This window comes from Streptomyces sp. NPDC127084, from assembly GCF_042724175.1.
Lineage (GTDB): Bacteria > Actinomycetota > Actinomycetes > Streptomycetales > Streptomycetaceae > Streptomyces.
Genome location: NZ_JBHXFA010000046.1, coordinates 11,484 through 32,360 on the forward strand (window position 1 = coordinate 11,484; position 20,877 = coordinate 32,360).

The following is a 20,877-nucleotide window of genomic DNA, read 5'->3' on the forward strand; positions in this document are numbered from 1 at the left end:
ATACGGCACCGTCGACCCGGTTGCCGCGCTCAAGGCGGCGGGGGAGGTCACCCCCCCCGCCGGCGCCTCGGGGCCGCGCCCGCCGTGGTCCGCCCCCCCCGCCCCCCGGCGCGCCATGCGCCGCCGCCCCCCCCCCCGGCCCCCCCTTCGGTCTCGGTCGCCGGATGCGCCGCTCCCCTGAGCGGCGGTACGCCGGTGCGGCGGCTCTCAGCCGTTCTTGATGCGGTTGGTGAGCTCGGTGACCTGGTTGTAGATCGAGCGGCGCTCCGCCATCAACGCGCGGATCTTCCGGTCCGCGTGCATCACCGTGGTGTGGTCCCGCCCGCCGAACTGCGCACCGATCTTCGGCAACGACAGGTCCGTGAGCTCGCGGCACAGGTACATGGCGATCTGGCGTGCCGTGACCAGCACCCGGCTGCGCGAGGAGCCGCACAGGTCCTCCACCGTCAGCCCGAAGTAGTCGGCCGTCGCCGCCATGATCGCGCTCGCGGTGATCTCCGGTGCGGTGTCCTCGCCACCGGGGATCAGGTCCTTGAGGACGATCTCGGTGAGCCCGAGATCGACCGGCTGCCGGTTGAGGCTTGCGAAGGCCGTCACCCGGATCAGCGCGCCCTCCAGCTCGCGGATGTTGCGGGAGATCCGGGACGCGATGAACTCCAGTACCTCCGGCGGCGCGTTGAGCTGCTCCTGTACCGCCTTCTTGCGGAGGATCGCGATCCTCGTCTCCAGCTCCGGAGGCTGCACATCGGTCGTCAGACCCCACTCGAAGCGGTTGCGCAGCCGGTCCTCAAGGGTCATGAGCTGCTTGGGAGGCCGGTCCGAGGACAGCACGATCTGCTTGTTCGCGTTGTGGAGCGTGTTGAAGGTGTGGAAGAACTCCTCCTGCGTCGACTCCTTGCTCGCGAGGAACTGGATGTCGTCGACCAGCAGGATGTCCACGTCGCGGTAGCGCTTGCGGAAGGTGTCGCCCTTGCCGTCGCGGATGGAGTTGATGAACTCGTTGGTGAACTCCTCGGAGCTCACGTACCGCACCCGGGTGCCCGGATACAGGCTCCGCGCGTAGTGCCCGATGGCGTGCAGCAGATGGGTCTTGCCGAGTCCGGACTCCCCGTAGATGAACAGGGGGTTGTACGCCTTCGCCGGCGCTTCGGCCACCGCGACGGCGGCGGCGTGTGCGAACCGGTTGGACGCGCCGATGACGAACGTGTCGAAGAGGTACTTGGGGTTCAGCCGGGCGTGCGGTTCCCCGGGGCCGGGGGCCGGGGCCGGCTGGGCGCCCAGCGGTCCGGGTGCACCGGCCCCGGCGGTGCCGGGCGGCGGCGTCGCGACCCCGGGTCCGCCCGGACCGGCGTGCCTCGGCGCCGGGGGCTCGGGCCGCTCGTGGTGCTCTGCGCGCGGCTGGTCGTAGGGGCGGTGGTCGGCCACCGGTGAGCGGTAGTCGTGCGGGGGCTGCTGGATATGCGGCGCGGGGTACGGCTCGCGCCACTGCTCCGCAGGTGATTCGCGGTCCTGGAAGGCACCGAGTCGCGGCTGCTGCCAGGACAGGTCCTCCTGACCGCGCGGCCAGGCGCCGACTTCCGGGCGCTGCTGGTATTCGGGGTAGGCGGGGCGGACGGTAGGCAGACCGTCGTCGGGCCCTGACCGGTGCCCGTAGTCCTCGTACCGGTGCTGAGTGACCGGGGCCGGCGGCGCCGGCGGGGGAGCGGGTTCGGCTGCGGAGTCGTCCACGGTGATCGCGATACGGATCGGGCGTCCGCACTCACGGCTGAGAGTGTCGCTGATCAGCGGGGCCAGCCGGCCCTCAAGCACTCGCTTGCCCCATTCATTGGGCACGGCGAGGAGCGCGGTGTCGGCCACCAGCGCGAGTGGCTGGCAGCGCTCGACCCACTGCTTGTCCTTGGGTTCGATGGCCTGTTGGCCCTCACCGAGGAGTTGGTCCAGCACTCGTGGCCACACTGCGGCAAGATCGGCAGGTACGTCAGCCACAAGGCACGCTCTCTCACAGGTCCCACGAAGGTGCGGTTCTCGGGACGGGTCGGTCAGGCCCGGTGGGCGGGAAGGGCAGGCAGGACAGGCAGGGACAGAAGGAAACGAATTCGAGTCCAGCCACGGTAGTCAGGGCGCCCCGTTGCGTTCAAGTTGTTGTCCACAGCCTGTGTACAGCCAGTCTGCCAGCCCCGGTGCGACCCGACCCGCGGTGAACCTGGTTTGACCGAATGGCGTAGCCGCGCGTACCGTAACCAGGTCGAGTTGTCGATGGCTGCTGCCGCCTGCCTCCGATGGGCAAAGGTCACGATCAGTAGATCATGGTCAGTGATTGTGAAGCGGTGCACTCGGGCGTATTGCGAGCTACTCGTGGGCGCACGGTGACAGCCAGGCGATGCCCCGCCACCATCCGATTCATTACTGGAGCCCCCGAGTGAGCAAGCGCACCTTCCAGCCGAACAACCGTCGTCGCGCGAAGACCCACGGCTTCCGGCTGCGTATGCGCACCCGTGCCGGCCGCGCGATTCTCGCGTCCCGCCGCAGCAAGGGTCGCGCCCGCCTGTCCGCCTGATCGCGTACAGGTCATGACGTGCTGCCTACCGAGAATCGGCTGAGGCGGCGCGAGGACTTCGCGACCGCGGTACGGCGAGGACGGCGGGCAGGCCGCCCGCTACTTGTCGTCCATCTACGCAGCGGTGCAACGGACCCGCACGCGCCTGGGGAGAGCGCTCCCCCGACGCGTGCGGGTTTCGTCGTGAGCAAGGCAGTGGGTGGAGCGGTCATTCGCACCCAGGTGAAGCGAAGACTGCGCCATCTAATACGCGAACGGCTGTCCGAGCTGCCCCCCGGTAGCCTGGTGGTCGTACGGGCGCTGCCCGGAGCGGGCGACGCCGATCATGCACAGCTGGCCCGAGACCTGGACGCCGCCCTTCAGCGGCTGCTGGGAGGGGGTGCGCGATGAAGTACCCGCTGCTGGCTCTGATCAAGCTTTACCAGTGGACGATCAGCCCGTTGCTCGGGCCCGTCTGCCGGTACTACCCGTCGTGTTCGCACTACGGATACACAGCTATAGACCGGCATGGCGCGGTGAAGGGCACAGCCCTCACCGCCTGGCGCATCCTGCGGTGCAATCCGTGGTCGCCCGGCGGCGTGGACCATGTCCCTCCAAGAAAACGACCTCGTTGGCACGAGTTGCTGCGCGACTCCCTGCGCGGTGGCAAGGGCGGGCAACCCCCTGAGACCAGCCCGGCCGCAGAGACCTCGCCCAATGCTCAAGGAGCCTGATTAGTGGACACGATTGCCAGTCTCTTCAGCTTTATCACCACACCCGTCTCCTGGATCATCGTCCAGTTCCACTCGTTGTACGGGGCGGTTTTCGGCCCGGACACGGGCTGGGCATGGGGACTGTCCATCGTGTCCCTGGTGGTGCTGATCCGTATCTGCCTGATCCCGCTTTTCGTGAAGCAGATCAAGTCGATGCGGAACATGCAGGCGCTCCAGCCGAAGATGAAGGCTATCCAGGAGCGCTACAAGAACGACCGACAGCGTCAGTCCGAAGAGATGATGAAGCTGTACAAGGAGACGGGTACCAACCCGCTCTCCTCGTGCCTGCCCATCCTGGCGCAGTCCCCGTTCTTCTTCGCGCTGTACCACGTGCTGAGCAAGATCGCCTCGAATGACACCGTTGGTGTGATCAATGAGTCGCTTCTGGCGAGTGCTCAGAAGGCTCATATCTTCGGTGCCCCGCTCGCGGCGAAGTTCACGGACTCCGAGGAGAAGGTCGCGGCGCTGCACGCCTCGCTGATGGATGTCCGCATCGTCACCGCGATCATGATCATCCTGATGTCGGCGTCGCAGTTCTACACGCAGCGCCAGCTGATGCAGAAGAACGTCGACCTCTCGGTCAAGACCCCGTACATGCAGCAGCAGAAGATGCTGATGTACATCTTCCCCGTGATCTTCGCCGTCATGGGTATCAACTTCCCGGTCGGTGTCCTGGTCTACTGGCTGACCACCAACGTGTGGACCATGGGCCAGCAGATGTACGTGATCAACCAGAACCCGACCCCCGGTTCCAAGGCTCAGGACAGCTACCTCCAGCGCCTGCTGAAGGGCGTCACCGCGCATGGTGAGGTGCGTGGGCGCCGTAGGCGCAACATCGTCCAGACCATCGTGGCCAAGGGCCCGGACCGCAATGAGAACGAGCGCCGGTTCATCACCGGCCTGGCCAAGGCTGGTTTCGTCGCTCAGGCCGACGGCACCGTGATCAGGGGTGACGCCGTCGCCGCCGAGGCTGAGAGCGCTTCCGGTGCTCGGCGTCAGCAGCCCAAGCGCCAGAGCAAGTCCCAGCGCCAGTCCACTGGTGCCGCCCCGCAGACCACGGAGGCGGCGAAGCCCTCGCTGGAGAAGCGGGATGAACCGCAGGACACCCCCGCGAAGTCCGCGGGCAAGGCCGCTTCTGCGTCTTCCACCCGCCAAGCCAAGTCCGGACAGCGCAAGGGCCAGCAGCGGCCCAAGCACCCGTCGTCCAAGAAGTAAGAAGGAGTCCATCCGTGACGGAAGGCACCACCTCCGCCGCCGAGGGTGGCGACACCCTGACCCGCCTGGAGCAGGAGGGGGAGATCGCCGCTGACTACCTTGAGGGCCTGCTCGATATCGCCGATCTCGACGGCGATATCGATATGGACGTCGAGGCGGACCGGGCCGCGGTCTCGATCATCAGTGATGCGGGCAGCCGGGATCTGCAGAAGCTCGTGGGCCGGGACGGCGAGGTGCTGGAGGCGCTCCAGGAGCTGACCCGCCTCGCGGTTCACCGGGAGACCGGGGACCGCAGCCGGCTGATGCTGGACATCGCCGGTTTCCGTGCCAAGAAGCGTTCCGAGCTTGCCGAGCTCGGTGCGAAGGCGGCGGACGAGGTCAAGAGCACGGGTGAGCCGGTGAAGCTCAAGCCGATGACTCCGTTCGAGCGCAAGGTCGTGCACGACGCGGTCGCCGCGGCCGGTCTGCGCAGTGAGTCCGAGGGCGAGGAGCCTCAGCGCTTCGTCGTCGTACTCCCTGCCTGACCCAGTGTTCCGTCGGCCCCGTCTGTTCGCAGGCGGGGCCGAATTTTGTCAGCCTGTAACTCAGCACCACTGCGCAGTGGCGCGGCACGGAAGGACGGTTCCGGTGACGGAGGCATCAGAGCTTCCCCAGGCACCTGAAGAGGCTAGGACGGTATTCGGCGAGTTCTTCCCCGAGGCTGTTCGCTACGCCGAGCTGCTCGCGGATGCAGGGGTCAAGCGCGGTCTGATCGGCCCACGCGAGGTGCCACGCCTGTGGGAGCGGCACCTGCTCAACTGCGCTGTGCTGTCCGAGGTGGTCCCTGAAGGGGTCACCGTCTGCGATGTCGGTTCCGGTGCCGGGCTGCCCGGTATTCCGCTGGCCCTCGTCCGTCCTGACCTCAAGATCACGCTCCTGGAACCGTTGCTACGGCGCACAAACTTCCTCCAGGAGGTCGTTGAACTCCTGGGACTCGACCATGTGACGGTGGTGCGGGGCCGTGCCGAGGAGATGCTCGGCAAGCTGCCGCCGGTTCATGTGGTCACAGCGCGAGCGGTGGCTCCGCTGGACCGGCTTGCCGGGTGGGGTGTTCCGCTGCTCCGGCCCTATGGCGAGATGCTCGCCCTCAAGGGAGACACCGCGGAGGATGAGATCAACGGCGCTCGGGCGGCTCTGGCCAAGCTCGGTGTCGTGGAGACCTCCGTTCTTCATGTCGGTGAGGGCGTGGTGGATCCGTTGTCCACCGTGGTGAAGGTCGAGGTCGGAGAGAGCCCTGGCGGTGTCCGGTTCGCCGCCAAGCGGGCCAAGGCCGCCCGAGCCAGCCGTACGCGCCGCCATCGCTGATCCTGTGTCTGCCGTCGATCCGGCCGTCTGCTTCCGGCCGGATCCCCTTACGTACGCATTTCGGAGTGTCGTAACGGTGTGACCCTGGGGCGCGGGCATCGTGTTTCACGTGAAACGTCGCTCACTACTCCAGGGAATCATCAGCCGCGGTCGTGCCGTCACGCCGCGCGACCGCAAGCCCCTCCTGAGGGTTACGGGCTTGTCCACAGAGGTGGAATTCTCCACAGATCCACCGAGCGCGCTGGTTCGCGACCCCGAAACCATGGCAGGCTCTGCTCATTGCGAGCCTGAAGTCGAGGAGAGTGAATCCTTGCGGTCCGACGCCAACATCGCGGGACCGATGACCGATCCGGTCCCGAGTCCCCGTACCGAGTCGGCGGGGGAGGATGTTTCACGTGAAACACCGCCGCCGATGGACGACACCCCCATTGGTCGTGCCGCCCAGCTGGCGGTGGAGGCTCTGGGCCGTGCCGGTGAGGGTCTCCCCCGACCCGAACAGACCCGCGTCATGGTGGTCGCCAACCAGAAGGGCGGCGTCGGTAAGACGACCACTACGGTCAACCTTGCCGCGTCGCTCGCCCTGCACGGCGCCCGCGTTCTGGTGATTGATCTCGACCCACAGGGAAATGCCTCGACGGCCCTGGGGATCGATCACCACGCCGAGGTCCCCTCGATCTATGACGTGCTGGTGGAGAGCAAGCCTCTCTCGGACGTGGTCCAGCCGGTCCCGGATGTCGAGGGCCTTTTCTGCGCTCCTGCCACCATCGATCTCGCTGGAGCGGAGATCGAGTTGGTGTCGCTGGTGGCCCGGGAAAGCCGACTCCAGCGTGCGATCCAGGCCTATGAGCAGCCCCTGGACTACATCCTCATCGACTGTCCTCCGTCACTGGGCCTGCTGACCGTCAATGCCCTTGTGGCCGGTGCGGAAGTGCTGATCCCCATCCAGTGCGAGTACTACGCGCTGGAGGGACTCGGCCAGCTGCTGCGCAATGTCGACCTGGTACGCGGCCACCTGAACCCGGCCCTGCATGTGTCGACGATTCTGCTCACGATGTACGACGGCCGGACACGACTCGCCTCGCAGGTGGCGGAAGAGGTGCGCAGCCACTTCGGCGAGGAGGTGCTCCGGACGAGCATCCCGCGATCGGTGCGTATCTCCGAGGCGCCGAGCTACGGCCAGACCGTCCTCACCTATGACCCGGGGTCCAGCGGCTCGCTGTCGTACCTCGAAGCGGCGCGGGAGATTGCCCTGCGAGGGGTCGGTATTCAGTACGACGGCCGTTCCGCGCATGTGATCGGCCAGAACAACCAGCAGCACAGTGTGCCGGAGGAGATCCAGTGAGCGAGCGACGTAGAGGGCTTGGGCGTGGGCTCAATGCGCTGATCCCAGCCGCTCAGTCACCCACTGTGGGGCTGCTGCCCCCTGAGCAGCGCACTGCCGAGCCGGAGCCCGAGGCGCTTACCGACACGGTCTCGCCTGCGGTGGCGCACTTCGCCGAACTGATGCTGGACGCGATCACGCCCAACCCCCAGCAGCCACGCGAGGTCTTTGACGAGGACGCACTGGCCGAACTGGTCACCTCCATCAAGGAAGTCGGTCTCCTCCAGCCCGTGGTGGTACGGCAGCTGGGTCCGGATCGTTATGAGCTCATCATGGGTGAGCGTCGCTGGCGGGCCTGCCGCGAAGCGGGCTGGGAGCGTATCCCCGCGATTGTCAGGGCCACGGAGGACGAGAAGCTCCTGTTGGACGCCCTGTTGGAGAACCTCCATCGGTCCCAGCTGAACCCGCTGGAGGAGGCGCACGCCTATGAGCAGTTGATCAAGGACTTCAACTGCACGCATGACCAGCTGGCCGACCGGATCGGGCGCTCGCGTCCGCAGGTGTCCAACACCTTGCGTCTGCTCCGGCTTTCCCCGCCGGTGCAGCGGCGTGTGGCTGCCGGGGTGCTCTCGGCCGGGCATGCCAGGGCGCTGCTCTCCGTGGAGGATTCCGAGGAGCAGGACCGGCTGGCGCACCGCATCGTGGCCGAGGGTCTGTCGGTTCGTGCCGTCGAGGAGATCGTGACCTTGATGGGCTCGCGCCCCTCAAGCGCGCCGAAGGCAAAGAGCCCCCGAGCCGGCAGCCGGGTTTCGCCGGCACTCGGTGAGCTGGCTTCGCGTCTGTCGGACCGTTTCGAGACCCGGGTCAAAGTTGACCTGGGTCAGAGGAAGGGGAAGATCGTCGTCGAGTTCGCCTCGATGGAGGACCTTGACCGCATTCTCGGGACTCTTGCCCCGGGCGAGGGGCGCGTCATGGAGAAGAGCCTCGCGAACCTTGCGGATGAGGACCTGGAGGACCACGACTCATAGGTCTCCCATCGATCACTAGGGCGGATCGTGTCCGGCAGTCGGCGGAACACGGTCCGCCCTTTGCCGTCTCACGGTAGGCGCGTCCTCGCTGGGTGGATACGATGCGTTCTGGTATGGCGCATCCACCTTTACCCAACTCAGAGGAAGGCGAGCGATGCGATCGCTGAGCCGTAGCCAGCTACTGACAGCCGGCCTGAGCATTGGCGCGGTTGGCGGGTTCATCGGCAGCCTGCTCCGGGAACGGAGCACGTTGTCCGCTGCCCTTGGCGCGGCAGTCGAAGGAAGTGAGGAGCAGCCTTCATGGGGCGTCGGCTCGTACCGCTCACCCTGGACAACCTTTCAGACCTCCCTAAGCGCTGCCGAGCGTGTGTCTTCTGGGAGCTTGATCCGGTCAGCGGAGAAGCGGCGGTAAAGGCAGGCAGGCCAGAGCTGGAGAAGGAAGCCTGGATCTCCGCCGTTCTGCTGGAGTGGGGCTCCTGCGGTCGCGTTGTCTATGTGGACGAAGCGCCGGTCGGCTTTGTGCTCTACGCACCGCCCGCCTATGTCCCACGATCCACGGCATTCCCCACGAGCCCTGTCTCACCGGACGCGGTGCAGCTGATGACTGCCTGGATCACTCCGGGATACCAGGGGCAGGGCCTTGGGCGGGTGATGGTGCAGACCGTTGCCAAGGACCTGCTGCGCCGGGGCTTCAAGGCGATCGAGGCGTTCGGTGACGCCCGCTGGACCGAGCCCGCTTGTATGCTCCCCGCCGAGCATCTGCTGGCGGTCGGCTTCAAGACGGTCCGTCCTCACCCCGCGCATCCACGGCTGCGACTGGAGCTGCGCACCACACTCTCCTGGAAGGAGGATGTGGAACTGGCCCTGGATCGGTTGCTGGGGGCCGTCCAGAAGGAACCGGCGCTAAGGCCGTTGTAAGGCCTCGGAAACGCCGGATGGGCCGGACCCTTCGGGGGCCGGCCCATCCATGTTTCACGTGAAACGAAGCGTGCGGCTTCAGCCCTGGGAGACCTCGTCACTGATGTAGGCGTCGAGCTCGCGGAGAAGCATGGCCTTCGGCTTTGCGCCGACGATGGTCTGTGCGACCTCACCGTTCTGGTACACGTTGAGCGTCGGGATCGACATCACGCCGTACCTGGTGGCCGTGGCCGGGTTCTCATCGATGTTGAGCTTGACGATCTCCAGCTTGTCGCCGTGCTCGGCAGCGATGGCCTCCAGTGACGGGGCGATCTGGCGGCACGGACCGCACCACTCGGCCCAGAAGTCCACCAGTACGGGCTTTGCGCTCCGGAGGACTTCCTCTTCGAAGTTGGCGTCGGTAACGATCTTCAGGGCCACGGTGGCCTCCTCGTCTTGCGGGGTTTGAGGTGGGGGATGGGGAGTCGTTGAGGGAGCGGACGGTCAGACCGTCACCGCGGCTGCGGCCTTCTCCCCGTCGGCCAGAGCCGCGAGGTAGCGCTCGGCGTCCAGGGCCGCGGAGCAGCCGGTGCCCGCGGCGGTGATCGCCTGGCGGTAGGTGTGGTCCACCACGTCGCCGGCACCGAAGACCCCGGTCAGGTTGGTACGCGTGGAGGGCGCGTCGACCTTCAGATAGCCCTCCTCGTCCAGCTCCAGCTGGCCCTTGACGAGCTCGGTGCGGGGGTCGTGGCCGACGGCGATGAACAAACCGGTCACAGGGAGCTCGGAGGTCTCGCCCGTCTTGGTGTTGCGCAGGGTCAGACCGGAGAGCTTCTGCTCTCCATGGATTTCGGCGACCTCGCTGTCCCAGGCGAAGGAGATCTTCGGGTCGTCGAAGGCGCGCTCTTGCATCGCCTTGGAGGCGCGCAGGCTGTCACGGCGGTGGATCACCGTGACGGACTTGGCGAAGCGCGACAGGAAGGTGGCTTCTTCCATGGCCGTGTCTCCGCCGCCGACCACGGCGATGTCCTGGCCCTTGAAGAAGAACCCGTCGCAGGTGGCGCACCAGGAGACTCCGCGTCCGGACAGGGCGTCCTCGTTGGGCAGGCCCAGCTTGCGGTGCTGGGAGCCCGTGGTGACGATGACGGCCTTGGCGCGATGGACGGTGCCCGCGGTGTCGGTCACGGTCTTGATGTCACCCGTGAGGTCCACGGAGACGACGTCGTCGGGGATGAGCTCGGCACCGAAACGCTCGGCCTGGCCTCGCATGCTGTCCATCAGCTCCGGCCCCATGATGCCGTCGCGAAAGCCGGGGAAGTTCTCCACCTCCGTGGTGTTCATCAGCGCGCCACCGGCGGTGACGGAGCCCTCGAAGACCAGCGGGTTCAGCGAGGCGCGCGCGGTGTACAGCGCGGCGGTGTAGCCGGCCGGCCCGGAGCCGATGATGATCACATTACGGACGTCGCTCACGGGTTTCTTCCTCGTCTCTGGGGACTGCCTACTGCCTGCGGGGGAGCGCCTTCAACCACTCACCCCACCCAACGGATCCTAAGGGGCAGGCATTCCCGCGAGGTCCCAGGCGCGTCCACGGCTGGGTCCTGTACGGGGCAGGACCCAGGAGACGTCGGTGGCGCGCTCAGGGGCGGGGATAGGACTCCGTCAGCAGCAGCTCACCCTTGCCCGCAGGAGCGGACTCGACGCACGAGGCGTCCACGACGTACGCCTGCACCTGGGAGTCATCGCCAGACCTCGGGAACACCACGAGGAAGGCCTTGGTCCCCTCGAACGTGCTCTGCTCGGCCGCGAGCGGGGGCTCGCCGCGTCCTGTGCCCCGCTGGACACAGGCAGGCACTTCCACGCCCTCAGCTGTCCGCATGGGCTGCATACGAGGCGCGGCCGGCTCGGTCTTGGATCCCGGTGAGACCTCTTGGATGGTGGCGCCTGAGGCCAGTAGCTGATGGACCCGGTCTCCGAGAGTGCTCTGCGAGAGCCCACTGGCTGTATCAGCGCTGCTGACCGCGGGGTGGGACTTCTCGGCGCTGTCGGTGCCGGTACCCGTGCTCCGGAGCAGGACCACGCTCATCCCCGCAGCGGCGATGCCGAGGGCGGCGCCCAGGACGGCTGTACGGCGCCGTCGCCGGGCGGTGCGGTCTCGGCCGGGACCCGTGGCAGCGGGAGGCCGTCCCGCAGGTCGATCCGCCGGAGCGGGCCCGCCCGGCTCGGAGCGTCCTGGTGTTTCACGTGAAACACCGGCAGGCTCCACCGCCTCCTCGTGGAGGGTGCCGGCGCTGAGGACGGCTTCAGCGGCCAATGCGGCGTCGATACGGCCCGCGATGTCGTCCGGCATCCGCTGGGGTCCCGGAAGGGTGCCGAGGAGACCACGGATCTCTTCCAGGGATTCGCGCACCTCGGAGCAGAGTGGGCAGCCGTCGAGATGGCCTCTGATCTCGGCCTGACGGGACGGTGGCAGCAGTCCGTCGGTGAGATCGGCGATCTCTGAGACATCCGGGTGCTGACTCGTGCCGGTCGAGGAGGTCACGCGCGCCCACCTCCATCCTTCACACCGGCAGGATCACTCGGCCCTGCGTCTTTCGGTCCCGTCGCCGGTGGGACGGATGTCCCCGGCGTCCGGTTCCTTCCCCCGTTGCGACCTCCGCTATCCCCGTTGTCACCGGCCTTGTGCCCGGAGTCACCGCGCAGATGGGTGAGCATGGGCAGCAGCCGCGCACGGCCGCGGGCACAGCGGCTCTTCACCGTGCCCGTAGGCACATCCAGCATCGCCGCCGCCTCTGCCACGGGGTAGCCCTGCATATCGACCAGGACGAGCGCGGCGCGCTGGTCCACCGGGATTCTGGCCAGTGCCGCCAGAAGTTCACGATGAAGATCGCGGCGCTCCGCGGGCGCTTCGGCGGACTCAACGGGTTCGAGCAGCTGCTCCAGGCGCTCGGTGTCATCGACGGGGGAAGTCCTGCGGGAGGCGGCTTTCCGGGCCCGGTCGAGACAGGCGTTGACCGTGATCCGATGCAGCCAGGTCGTCACCGCGGACTGGCCACGGAACGTATGGGCCGCCCGGAAGGCCGAGACAAACGCGTCCTGCACCGCGTCCGCGGCCTCCTCGCGGTCGCCCAGCGTGCGCAGGGCAACGGCCCAGAGACGGTCGCGGTGCCGTCGTACGAGCTCACCGAAGGCGTCTGGATCGCCTGCGACATGGCGCTCCAGGAGTTCTTGGTCGCCGGCTCCGTCGAGAGCGTTCTGCTCCACCGCATCATCCCCTCCCACGACATTGACCTTATGGTGACTCCGGTCAGGGCGGACAGGGCCGCCTCTTGCCGAGGCAGGCATCACGAGATCAGCTGGCGCCGCCCTTGACGGCGATCTCCGCAATGCCTCCGCGGTACCCATCGGGCGAGCTGTCACTCGGGAGCTCGGTGATGTGAATGAGCAGGTACCGGGTGGTGACCGGCTTGTCGAGCGGCTTCGCCACCCGTTGGTCGACCTTGCCCAGCTCGGTGATCCGCTGCGGGAACTCGCTCAGCGAGCTCGGGTCCGCGGTGTCCTTGTCCGCGGCGAGCACCTCGACCGTCTGGCCCGCCCGGTACATCTCGACAGAGATCTCCGAGACCTTCTTGGGGCTGCCCAGGTCGACGATGATCCCGCTTCCGTCCCGTCGCTCCGGCAGGTTGCCGAAGTTGGGATAGCCGACGTACCTCGGGGTGATCCACGCCGTAGCCGGATCGCCGTCGATGGCTTTCGGCACGTCTTCCGGCTCCACGCCCGACCCACCGGGGGCGAACACAGAGGCAGCGTTGATGCGGAGAGGCTCGGCGGCAGGCTGCTTGTCGTCCTGCTTCCCGCCGTCGGTCTGGCCGTTTCCCGGTGTCCGGTCCGTCGCCTCTTTCTGGTCGAGCATCTTGGCGGCGATCTGCCAGCTGCCGAGCCCGAGCGCGGCGATGAGCAGAGCCGCGACGGTCCACTTGAGCACCTTGCCGGTGCGGCTCTCCAGCGGGGCGGGAGGCGGCGGAACCTGCGGGGCCGGAGCAGCCCCGGGTCGGGCTCCTGGGCGGCTGTAGGTGCCCTGCTGGTACGTCGTGCGCTGGTACTCCGGCAGCGGGGCGAAGGCGGGCTCCGGGGGCCGGATGCGGGGCATCTCCCCGACGGCCTTGGCCAGCTCGTCGGGAGTCGTGCAGGGCTGCTCCTGCCGGGACGCCGTGGCTCCGTCGTTGACCAACGCTCGCATGGCCAGCTCCGAAAGCCCGCGGTGGACGCCCGCGCGGACCTGGTCGGGGGGAATCCGCCCGACGCCCTTGGGGAGGCCCGAGAGCCCGTATGCGTCGGACTCGTAGGGCCACCGCTGGGTGAGCGCCGCGTAGAGCAGAGCGCCGATGGCCTCGGTGTCGGAGCGCTGCGGACGGTCCGAGCTGATGCCGCGCAGCGCCGCGTTCACAGCCAGCCCGCGGATGCGGTACTGACCGGTGGAGCTGCGCAGCACGGCGTTCGGAGTGAGGCGCAGATGCGCGAGGCCCTCGCGGTGGGCCGCCGTCATGGCCTGGGAAAGCTGGCTGACCAGCTGGTACGCGTCGTGCGCCTCCATCGGCCCGGCGGCCAGCAGCGCCGAGAGCTCGGTGGCATCGGGCAGCCACTCATGGACGACGTAAACGATGTCATCGTCCTCGACGGCGTCAAGGACCTGTACGAAACGAGGGTCGCCGAGCAACGCGGATGACCGGGCTGCCGCGAGTACGGACCGGGCGCGAGGGTGGTCGGCGGGGAGGATATGGACGCCGACGGCTCGGCGTAGCTTCTCGTCGACCGCACGCCAACTGCTGAACCCGTCCAGACGGGTGACGCACTCCTCGAGCCGGTAGCGATGGGCGAGTTTGTGGCCGCTGTGCATCTCGGGCGTCTTGATGGAGGACAGCTCGCTCTTCTCGTGCGCGCTGCCCATGTCCTCGGCGCTCATCTCCGCCGTGTCGTCGGCTTCCGCCGCCCCGTCGGCCGTGGCCTTACCCGCCTTGGCGGTCAGCGGGTCGTCACCGCTGTTGTCGGCCACGTCGACGGCAGCCGTGCTACGTTCCGCCACCGTCGTTCCCTGCCTCCCCATCCGTTGCGCCATATCCAACAGCCATGCCAATTGTGCCCACAGTCCGGCGCTATGCACGACACACGGTGGTGGACGAAGGTTGTGCACGGCGTGGACGTTTGAGCGCCGCTTGCGGACAACTCCTAGCGTCCGAGACGACCGCGCACCATGCCGACCATGGCGTTGAGCTCCTCGATCCGCATCTTCCTCGCCGCGACGAAGAAGATGCCAAGAAGGAGCACTCCCCCGGCGACCAGTGCCACCAGTGACCCAAAGGCCCCCTCACCCAGCGTTCTCAGCAGCAGGAAGGCCGCGCCACCGGCCACCAGGGCCCCGGGAAGGGACGCCAGGCTGAGCCGTGCGTAGGTGCGGACGACATGCGCTCCGTCCAGGTCACCGCCCAGCCGGTTGCGCAGTCGGCGCCAGGCGACACCCACGCCCACCGCGTACGCCAGCCCGTAGGAGGCGGCCATGCCCACCACTGCCCAGGCGGGCGGGAGGACGAGATAGCAGACGGCTGAGGCCGCCGCGTTGACCGCGGCCACGATGACAGTGTTGTAGAAGGGCGTACGGGTGTCCTCGTAGGCGTAGAAACCCCGCAGCACCACGTACTGCACCGAGAACGGGATCAGGCCCAGGCCGAAGGCCATCAGGATGAACCCCATGGACCGTGCGGCCTCCACACCGGCGGAGGCGTACAGCAGGGTGCACATCGGGACGCCCAGGGCCAAGAACGAGAACGCGACCGGGACGATCGCGACGGCGGAGTTCCGCAGCCCCTGGGAGATGTCGTCGCGTACGGCACCGGAGTCCTCGTCGTGCGCGGCCCGGGAGATCCGGGGCAGCAGAGCCGCCATGACCGACACCGTGATGATGGCCTGCGGCATACCCCAGATCAGCTGTGCGTTGGAGTACGCGAGGATACCGGCCCCGTCCTTCCCGGACGCCGCGCCGGCCGCGGTGGAGAGCTGGGTGACCACAAGCACGCCGGCCTGGTTCGCCAGGACGAACAGCACGGTCCACTTGGCGAGCTTGACCGTCTTGCCGAGTCCCTTGCCCTTCCAGTCGAAGCGGGGGCGGAAGCGGAAACCGGTCTCGCGGAGGTACGGGATCATCGCGAGGGCTTGGACGGTCAGGCCCAGCAGTGTGCCGACGCCAAGCAGCCGCACGCCCTCCGGCGGGATGGTCTGCACACTCATCTGAGTGTCCGCCGAGGTGCCGTAGACCCAGATGAAGAGCCCGAAGGTGGCGATCATGACGATGTTGTTGAGGACCGGGGTCCACATCATCGCGCCGAACTTGCCCCGGGCGTTGAGGATCTGGCCCATCACCACATGCACGCCCATGAAGAAGATGGTCGGCAGGCAGTAGCGGGCGAAGGTGACCGCGACACTGTTCGCCGGCGGATCGCCCGCGATGGTGGGCGACATGGCGGCGATCAGCAGCGGCGCGCCGAACACCGCGATGACGACGATCACGCCGAGGGTGACCATGACCAGCGTCAGCAGCCGGTTGGCGTATGCCTCGCCGCCGTCCTCGTCGTTCTTCATGGCGCGGACGAGCTGCGGTACGAAGACCGAGTTGAGGCCGCCGCCGACGGTGAGGATGTAGATCATCGTCGGCAGGGTGAAGGCGACGGTGAACGCGTCACCGAGTAGCGCGGCGCCGAGGGCGCCGGTGATCACGAGACTGCGGACGAAGCCCGTGATACGGGACACCAGGGTGCCGGCCGCCATCACCGCACTGGACTTGAGCAGACTGGCGGCGCGGCCACCGGCACCCGACTTCGGCTGTGCGGGAGCCGGTTTCGGCTCTGCTTCCGGCTCGGTCCGGACCTGCGTACCGGCGGCGCCCTGCTGCTGGTCCCGGTAGAGATGCGCGAACGCGTCCTGCTCCGCCCCGTTCTCGCCCGCGTGGCTCACCAGTTCGTCGACGCCCGTGAACTGCACGGTACGGGTGTCGTCTCCGTACGGCAGGCGGCGCGACGGGCCGTCCGGTTCGGGCGGCGGGGTCTGGGCCCAGAGCTGGGGATCGGGGGCGTGCTGCTGGAGCGGAGGCTGCTGGTACAGCGGTTGCGGCTGGGGATAGGAGCCGGGCGGTGGCGGCGGATGCGCGGCACGATCGTAGAGAGCTTCCGACACCGGGTCCTGGGCCGAAAGATCCTGGGACCGGTAGGGGTCGTGGGCGTAGGCGTCCTGCACATACGGGTCGGGGGCAGGCTCGTGCGCCGGCTGGGGCACCTGGCCCGAGGCCGGGAACTGGGCTGCCCGGGGATCGGGCGAGGGGTACCCGGCGCCCGGGGCGGGCGCGGTGCCGCCCGTGCCTTCCCCGCGGTCACCGTCGTACGGCGCGTTCATTGGTTACCCCACCTCATCGTCCCCGGCCGGCCGGCCACGACATCGCTCAATGGTCCACCCTCTCACCCGTGTCCGACGGGTCCCCGCTTTCCGGAAGGGTGTCCGGCACAGGGTCACTCGGCTGCTGACCGGCCGTGCGCGCCGCGGTGCCGGCACCATCGGCTGCTTCGTCGTCGCCGCCGTCGGCTGCGTTCTCGGTCGCGGCTGCCTCAGCGTCGTCGGTGGTCCGCTCACGGGCAGCGGCGCGTTTGCGCTGGGTGTACATCCTTACCCCGGCGAGGACGAGGAGCAGTACACCGCCCGCGATGACAAGCATCACGGTCGGGGTGACTTCGGAGACCTTGACGGTGAAGGTCATCCGGTCACCGTAGGGGATCCCCTCTTTGGTGTAGAGCTGGGCGGTCACCTGGACCGGGCCGTTGGCGTTGGCCGCGGCGGCGAATTTCACGGACTGGCTGTGCCCGCCCTCGACCTTGATCTGCTGCTTCGCAGCATCACTCCGGTCATCGAGCTTCAACCGGGTCGGGTTGCCGGACTCCAGCTTGAGGACCAGGTCGACCCCCTGGAGCAGTTTGTTCTGCACCGTCACCGGGATCGTGGCGCTGCGGCCCGAGAGCGTGAGTGCTGACTTCTCGATCAGCCTGACCTCGGTCGTCAAGTCCTCCAGGAAGGTCTGCACCCCTCTGCGGTAGTCGGCCGCCGCGGCAGCCCTGCCCCGCCAGGAGGTGGACATCTCGCGGTCCAGCGCGTTGCCGAACGGGGTGACCACCCGGTCCTGCGCCGTGAGGATGACCTTGAAGTTGTTCAGGGTCTCCTGCGTGGTGCGGATGTCCTGGAAGGTCTGGACCGGCAGTTCCTGGGCGCGGAGCCTGCCGGGGTAGCTCTTCGCGCCCGGTACGTCCGTGGTCGCGTCGGGGTCCGGCTTCGCGGCAGCCGCCGCGATGAGGTCCACCGGCTGGACCCAGCGCTGATCGGCGAGGGCATGCAGGGCACTCGCCATCGTCTGCGCCTGGGACGCCGACGGCATCCGCTGTGGTGCGACCACGATGGTGCGCTGCTTGCTGGGTGCCTGAAGGGTCAGGGCCAGCGTCTGTGCCAGGAACCTCTGGACCGCGAGGGTCGAGCCGTCTGCGGTGGTCAGATCGCCCTGGAAGGCGTTGGAAAGCCGGTCGTCCGCGACGACCGCCGTGGTACCGCCGCCGATGGGCCGGGCGGCGGACGGCGTGTACGACACCGGGCCGGTCTCCCGGAGGCTGTCACTACGGGCAATGATCTTGTCGGCGCCCGCCGACGTCGCGACATCGACGATCGACGGGTCGATCGCGCCCTCCACCGGCCAGGCGAAGTCGACGGACGGCTTCACATGGAGGATCGTCTCCACGGTGTTCTCGGCGACCGTGGTGGCAGGCTGGAGCTGGCTGAGGGAACCGGAGACGTCCTTGCCCCGATGGGCGAGCGAGGCCAGGTCGGGGTCGCCGAACGGCAACGCGACGACCTTGCTGCCCTGCACCGCCTCCTGCAGTGAGCTCAGCCATTGCTTGGCCACGGACTGGTTGCGTCCGGGTGCCGTGTCGTCCGGCCCGGTCCTGATCTTGTAGTCGCCAGCCATCGCCTCGACCGTGGCGAGCAGATCCGGATCGATGACCCAGGTCACAGGAAGTTCGCTGCCCAACGAGACAAGCCGTTCCAGTCGGCCCCCAGGAGCCAGCTCCGCTGCCAGGGCCGAGTCGTCCTCGAAGATCGGGCTCTGCCGTTCGTCCGTGCCAGTCTCCGCCGACAGCCGCGTCGAGGAGATCAGCGGCCACAGGTAGGACACCTGGGTCTTGGTGCCCGCGGCCTCCGGTTGCCAGGGCAGGAGTGTCCGCTCGATGCCCAGGACATGCTCGTACTGCTCGCTGGATGTCTGCCCCGAGACGGCCACCCCGAGCTGGTAGACGCCGTTCTCGTCCTCGTCGAGACCGAGCTCGCCGACCGGGACGCTCAGCGAGAAGTCCTCACTGAGCCCCGCCGCGATGGTCGGGAGCTTGACGGTGTACGGCTCGCCCAGCTTGTCGCCGTCGTGCCCAGCGGAGTATCCGCCCAGCTCGGACACATCGTCGATCTCGGAGCGTCCGTCCAGTCGAGGACCGACCAGGAGATCGACTTCTGTGTCGGTGACGGCTTCCTTGCCCTTGTTGGTCACAGTGCCGCTCACAGTGAGCGTGTCGCCCCTCACGGGAGCGGCGGGAGACAAGGTGTCCAATGACACGTCGACGCTGGTCGATGCGGCGGACTTCGCGGCAGTCGGTGCGGCGGGTGCCACACGAGCGGTCTGCACCACTGCGGCCTGCGCGGCCGGTGCCGCCGCTCCGCCGATCAGTGCGACCAGGAGGGGTGCTCCCGCGATGAGGGCGGCTGTGCGCCGCAGCCACCGGCGGGCAGGAGAGATACCCATCCCCTGGAATTCTGCCGCCTCGGCCACGCGCTCGTCCGTCCCTTGTCTTCGTCGTTTGCTGCCGTTGGTGGGTGGCACCAGTGTCTCGACTGGGTGACCTGACCGCACCGGCCGTATCCAGGCATGGTAACGAGGTGCGCCGCGGCGGAGTGCCGTCGACTGCGCCACATGATCGCCGCGGGGTGGACGGTTGGTGGCATGAATCCTGGAACCGGGATACGGGTCCGGGAACCGGGAAAAGAAGGAAGCCCCCGTCTGCACAGGCACGTACCCTGTGCTGTTGTGCCGAACGCCAACGAAGACAACCCCACCGCACTGAGTCAGGTGCAGCACCGCGCGGTCACTGAACTGCTGCGGGTGTCCCCTGTCGCAGATGAGCTTGCTCACCGCTTCAAGCAGGCGGGCTTCCGCCTGGCCCTGGTGGGCGGATCGGTCCGGGACGCGCTGCTGGGGCGACTCGGCAACGATCTCGACTTCACCACGGACGCCCGCCCCGGGGACGTGCTGAAGATCGTCCGCCCCTGGGCGGACTCGGTATGGGATGTGGGGATCGCATTCGGCACCGTGGGCTGCCAGAAGAGTGCCCGGGTAGGGGACGCGGTTCAGGATTTTCAGATCGAGATCACCACCTATCGCTCCGAGGCTTACGACCGGACCTCGCGCAAGCCCGAGGTGTCCTACGGCGAATCCATCGAGGAAGACCTCGTCCGCCGGGACTTCACGGTGAACGCGATGGCGCTCGCACTCCCGGAGAAGGAGTTCATCGACCCCCACGGCGGTCGGGCAGATCTGGCGGCGGGGGTGCTGCGGACGCCTGGAACGCCTGAGGAGTCGTTCTCCGACGACCCGCTGCGCATGCTGCGAGCGGCGCGCTTCGCCGCCCAGCTGGACTTCGAGGTGGCCCCCGAGGTCATCGGTGCGATGACGGACATGGCGGACCGGATCGAGATCGTCTCCGCCGAGCGCATTCGTGACGAGCTCAACAAGCTGGTGGTCTCACGGCACCCGAGGAAGGGCCTGGCGCTACTGGTCGAAACGAGACTTGCCGACCGTTTCCTCCCCGAGCTTCCCGCACTCCGGCTGGAGAGTGACGAGCACCACCGCCACAAGGATGTGTACGAGCACTCACTCACCGTGCTGGACCAGGCGATCGACCTGGAGCAGGAGGGGCCTGATCTGGTCCTGCGGCTGGCCGCGCTGCTGCATGACATCGGTAAGCCCAGGACGCGGCGCTTTGAGTCGGACGGCCGGGTCTCCTTCCACCATCACGAGGTGGTGGGGGCCAAGATGGTCAAGAAGCGGCTGACGGCGCTCAAGTACTCCAATGACACGGTCAAGGACATCGCGCGACTGGTGGAACTGCATCTGCGCTTCCACGGCTATGGCGACGGCGAATGGACCGACTCGGCGGTGCGGCGCTATGTACGGGACGCGGGCCCCTTGCTGGAGCGGCTCCACAAGCTGACCCGCTCGGACTGCACGACCCGGAACAAGCGGAAGGCGAGCGCGCTGTCCCGCACCTACGACGGTCTTGAAGCGCGCATCGCCGAGCTGAAGGAACAGGAAGAGCTGGACTCGATCCGCCCGGACCTGGATGGCAACCAGATCATGGAGATCCTCGGTGTCGGTCCCGGACCGGTGATCGGCAGGGCCTACAAGGTGCTGCTGGAGCTGCGTCTGGAGCATGGGCCGATGGAGCACGAGGCTGCGGTGGCGGCGCTCAAGGAGTGGTGGGCGACACAGGGCTGAACCGCCCGCGTGCCGCTGTCGTCGTGTTTCACGTGAAACATGCGCCCGCGCATTGGCCTTCGGGGGGGGGGGTGTGACAGTTAACCAACACCCCCCCCGCCCGCGCCGCCCCGGCCCCTGGGCCCCGCCCCCCCCCAAGCCAA

Annotated in this window: 18 protein-coding genes; 10 read left to right on the forward strand and 8 right to left on the reverse strand. The window is 67.8% G+C overall.

Translation table 11 applies throughout. The annotated features are described in order from the left end of the window. Positions 1-207: 207 nt before the first annotated feature. The gene (gene dnaA / locus ACFWI9_RS13665) at positions 208-1,986 is read right to left on the reverse strand and encodes a chromosomal replication initiator protein DnaA (protein WP_387161608.1); all 1,779 of its coding nucleotides are present in this window, start codon (positions 1,984-1,986) and stop codon (positions 208-210) included. A 433-nt stretch (positions 1,987-2,419) separates the two neighbouring features. Here dnaA and rpmH point away from each other — a divergent pair, with 433 nt between their 5' ends. From rpmH to ACFWI9_RS13710, 9 genes are all read left to right on the forward strand, one after another. Then, positions 2,420-2,557, forward strand: a complete 138-nt coding sequence (gene rpmH, locus ACFWI9_RS13670; protein WP_003956500.1) for a 50S ribosomal protein L34 — start codon at positions 2,420-2,422, stop codon at positions 2,555-2,557. Positions 2,558-2,575: 18 nt separating this feature from the next. After that, positions 2,576-2,947 carry a ribonuclease P protein component gene (gene rnpA, locus ACFWI9_RS13675; protein ID WP_387161610.1) on the forward strand — a complete coding sequence of 124 codons (372 nt, stop codon included), beginning with the start codon at positions 2,576-2,578 and terminating at the stop codon, positions 2,945-2,947. After that, positions 2,944-3,270: a membrane protein insertion efficiency factor YidD gene (gene yidD, locus ACFWI9_RS13680; protein ID WP_387161611.1), complete on the forward strand. Its 327-nt coding sequence runs from the start codon at positions 2,944-2,946 to the stop codon at positions 3,268-3,270. Before rnpA ends, yidD begins: the two co-directional genes overlap by 4 nt. Before the next feature lie 3 nt (positions 3,271-3,273). After that, positions 3,274-4,524: a membrane protein insertase YidC gene (gene yidC, locus ACFWI9_RS13685; RefSeq protein ID WP_387161612.1), complete on the forward strand. Its 1,251-nt coding sequence runs from the start codon at positions 3,274-3,276 to the stop codon at positions 4,522-4,524. A gap of 14 nt (positions 4,525-4,538) precedes the next feature. Beyond that, positions 4,539-5,048, forward strand: a complete 510-nt coding sequence (locus ACFWI9_RS13690; protein WP_387161613.1) for a protein jag — start codon at positions 4,539-4,541, stop codon at positions 5,046-5,048. Positions 5,049-5,151: 103 nt separating this feature from the next. After that, the gene (gene rsmG, locus ACFWI9_RS13695; RefSeq protein ID WP_387161615.1) at positions 5,152-5,868 is read left to right on the forward strand and encodes a 16S rRNA (guanine(527)-N(7))-methyltransferase RsmG; all 717 of its coding nucleotides are present in this window, start codon (positions 5,152-5,154) and stop codon (positions 5,866-5,868) included. Positions 5,869-6,130: 262 nt separating this feature from the next. Beyond that, a complete protein-coding gene (locus tag ACFWI9_RS13700) occupies positions 6,131-7,210 on the forward strand; it encodes a ParA family protein (RefSeq protein ID WP_387161617.1) in 1,080 nt (359 codons plus the stop codon). After that, positions 7,207-8,217 (forward strand): ParB/RepB/Spo0J family partition protein, encoded by a 1,011-nt coding sequence (locus ACFWI9_RS13705; protein ID WP_387161619.1) that lies wholly within the window; start codon positions 7,207-7,209, stop codon positions 8,215-8,217. The genes ACFWI9_RS13700 and ACFWI9_RS13705 overlap by 4 nt, the downstream gene beginning before the upstream one ends. A gap of 300 nt (positions 8,218-8,517) precedes the next feature. Next, complete coding sequence (locus ACFWI9_RS13710) at positions 8,518-9,135, forward strand: GNAT family N-acetyltransferase (RefSeq protein ID WP_387161621.1); 618 nt, start codon at positions 8,518-8,520, stop codon at positions 9,133-9,135. A gap of 78 nt (positions 9,136-9,213) precedes the next feature. Here ACFWI9_RS13710 and trxA read toward each other — a convergent pair whose 3' ends face one another. The 7 genes from trxA to ACFWI9_RS13745 all read right to left on the reverse strand — a co-directional run bounded on the left by trxA (position 9,214) and on the right by ACFWI9_RS13745 (position 19,012). Beyond that, the gene (gene trxA, locus ACFWI9_RS13715; protein ID WP_387161622.1) at positions 9,214-9,555 is read right to left on the reverse strand and encodes a thioredoxin; all 342 of its coding nucleotides are present in this window, start codon (positions 9,553-9,555) and stop codon (positions 9,214-9,216) included. Between the two features lie 63 nt (positions 9,556-9,618). Then, on the reverse strand, positions 9,619-10,584 hold the full coding sequence (gene trxB, locus ACFWI9_RS13720; RefSeq protein ID WP_387161624.1) for a thioredoxin-disulfide reductase: 966 nt from the start codon (positions 10,582-10,584) through the stop codon (positions 9,619-9,621). Between the two features lie 166 nt (positions 10,585-10,750). Then, a complete protein-coding gene (locus ACFWI9_RS13725; protein ID WP_387161626.1) occupies positions 10,751-11,653 on the reverse strand; it encodes an anti-sigma factor family protein in 903 nt (300 codons plus the stop codon). Further along, on the reverse strand, positions 11,650-12,393 hold the full coding sequence (sigM, locus tag ACFWI9_RS13730) for an RNA polymerase sigma factor SigM (protein ID WP_387161628.1): 744 nt from the start codon (positions 12,391-12,393) through the stop codon (positions 11,650-11,652). The genes ACFWI9_RS13725 and sigM overlap by 4 nt, the downstream gene beginning before the upstream one ends. Positions 12,394-12,463: 70 nt before the next feature. Continuing rightward, on the reverse strand, positions 12,464-14,194 hold the full coding sequence (locus ACFWI9_RS13735; RefSeq protein ID WP_387161629.1) for a protein kinase family protein: 1,731 nt from the start codon (positions 14,192-14,194) through the stop codon (positions 12,464-12,466). 143 nt (positions 14,195-14,337) lie between these two features. After that, positions 14,338-16,551 (reverse strand): murein biosynthesis integral membrane protein MurJ, encoded by a 2,214-nt coding sequence (murJ, locus tag ACFWI9_RS13740; protein ID WP_387161631.1) that lies wholly within the window; start codon positions 16,549-16,551, stop codon positions 14,338-14,340. A 46-nt stretch (positions 16,552-16,597) separates the two neighbouring features. Further along, the gene (locus tag ACFWI9_RS13745) at positions 16,598-19,012 is read right to left on the reverse strand and encodes a DUF6049 family protein (RefSeq protein WP_387161633.1); all 2,415 of its coding nucleotides are present in this window, start codon (positions 19,010-19,012) and stop codon (positions 16,598-16,600) included. A gap of 255 nt (positions 19,013-19,267) precedes the next feature. On the opposite strand from ACFWI9_RS13745, the gene ACFWI9_RS13750 reads away from it, so the two are divergent. Continuing rightward, positions 19,268-20,734, forward strand: coding sequence for a CCA tRNA nucleotidyltransferase (locus ACFWI9_RS13750; protein WP_387161635.1), 1,467 nt, complete (start codon positions 19,268-19,270; stop codon positions 20,732-20,734). Positions 20,735-20,877: the final 143 nt, after the last annotated feature.

Coding starts and splice junctions, on each gene's coding strand:
- murJ (WP_387161631.1), bottom strand. CDS start 16,551: ATGAACGCGCCGTACGACGGTGACCGCGGGGAAGGCACGGGCGGCACC.
- ACFWI9_RS13700 (WP_387161617.1), top strand. CDS start 6,131: ATGGCAGGCTCTGCTCATTGCGAGCCTGAAGTCGAGGAGAGTGAATCC.
- ACFWI9_RS13710 (WP_387161621.1), top strand. CDS start 8,518: ATGGGGCGTCGGCTCGTACCGCTCACCCTGGACAACCTTTCAGACCTC.
- yidD (WP_387161611.1), top strand. CDS start 2,944: ATGAAGTACCCGCTGCTGGCTCTGATCAAGCTTTACCAGTGGACGATC.